General features: G+C 62.7%; 1 protein-coding gene. It reads left to right on the top strand.

Annotated features, from left to right (window positions below; all coding sequences use genetic code 11):
• Positions 1–654 precede the first annotated feature (654 nt).
• Positions 655–1,295 (top strand): glutathione S-transferase (locus tag AC1D0P_RS25710; RefSeq protein ID WP_477679315.1); only part of this gene is annotated, 641 nt, incomplete at its 3' end.

Below are 1,295 nucleotides of genomic sequence, written 5' to 3' on the forward strand. Positions count from 1 at the left end.
GCGTGCCAAGGGCTTTGCCACAACGGAGGCATTCGTCATCCTCGGGCGAAAGCTGTTGCGGGTGGCGTTTGCCGTCTGGAAGACGGGTCAGCCCTGGGATCCGGCCAAGCTGCTGCCGAAAACTGTTTGACAACAAATATAGAACCTCAGACAACGCCGGCCCTGATCCGCTTGTCTCTGCGCTCCTCGGCCCAGCCAGGACGGGGCAATCGGGATCGGGAGCGGAGACAACATACAAAGAATCAAACCAAGAAAAACAAGGACTCGCCTAGGCGAGTCCTTGTGGTTTTCGGTATTTGGATTTGGTATTCCTCCCCTACCCTTGTGGATGCGCCGAGGAGCGGAGGTTCAGGCGGATCAGGGATCGCGTTGTYTGAGCCGAAGGCGAGTTTAGCGAGACCCCGCCTGAACCGAGCACCGCAGGTTGCCCGTAGCGAAGCGGAGGGACGCAGCAACCAGGGTCGCCTTTCTTTTGCTTACTTTTCTTTGGCGAAGCAAAGAAAAGTGAGTCGCCGCCGGGCGACCCCGGCCAGCAACCCTCAGCAAAGAGCACAGAGGCAGCGCCCCGCCGGCGCAGGCCCCAACCAACATCCCTAACCCTTGATACGATGAGCCCCCACCCGCCCGAGGCACGGCACCTCAAAAGGACCCCAAATGAAACTGATCGGAATGCTCGACTCCCCCTACGTCCGCCGCGTAGCCATCTCCCTGCAACTGCTAGACCTGCGCTTCGAGCACCAATCACTCTCGGTGTTCAGCACCTTTGAGAAATTCCGCAGCATCAACCCGGTGGTCAAAGCCCCCTCGCTGGTCTGCGACGACGGCACGGTGTTGATGGACTCCACCCTGATCATCGATTACGCCGAAGCACTGGCGGCCCAGGCGCCGGCCGGCAGAAGCCTGATGCCCGCCACCCTGGCCGAGCGCCAACAGGCCTTGCGCGTGATCGGCCTGGCCCTGGCCGCCTGCGAAARAAGCGTGCAGATCGTCTATGAGCGCCACCTGCGTCCCGCTGAAAARCTGCACCAGCCCTGGGTGTCKCGTGTGACCGGCCAGCTGCTGGCGGCCTATGGCGAGCTTGAAGCGCAGCTGCAGCGCAAACCTCTGGCCGTGGCGAGCGACACCATGGGGCAGGACGGTGTCACCGCGGGCATCACCTGGCACTTCACGCAGGCCATGCTGCCCGAGGTGGTCAACGCGGCGGACTACCCGGCCTTGCGTGAGTYCTCGGCGCGGGCCGAGCAGTTGCCTGCGTTCGCGGCGGCGTCGCACAGCGACAAAACCTACCGGAATCC

It is taken from the genome of Polaromonas sp. P1_G2 (assembly GCF_056405515.1).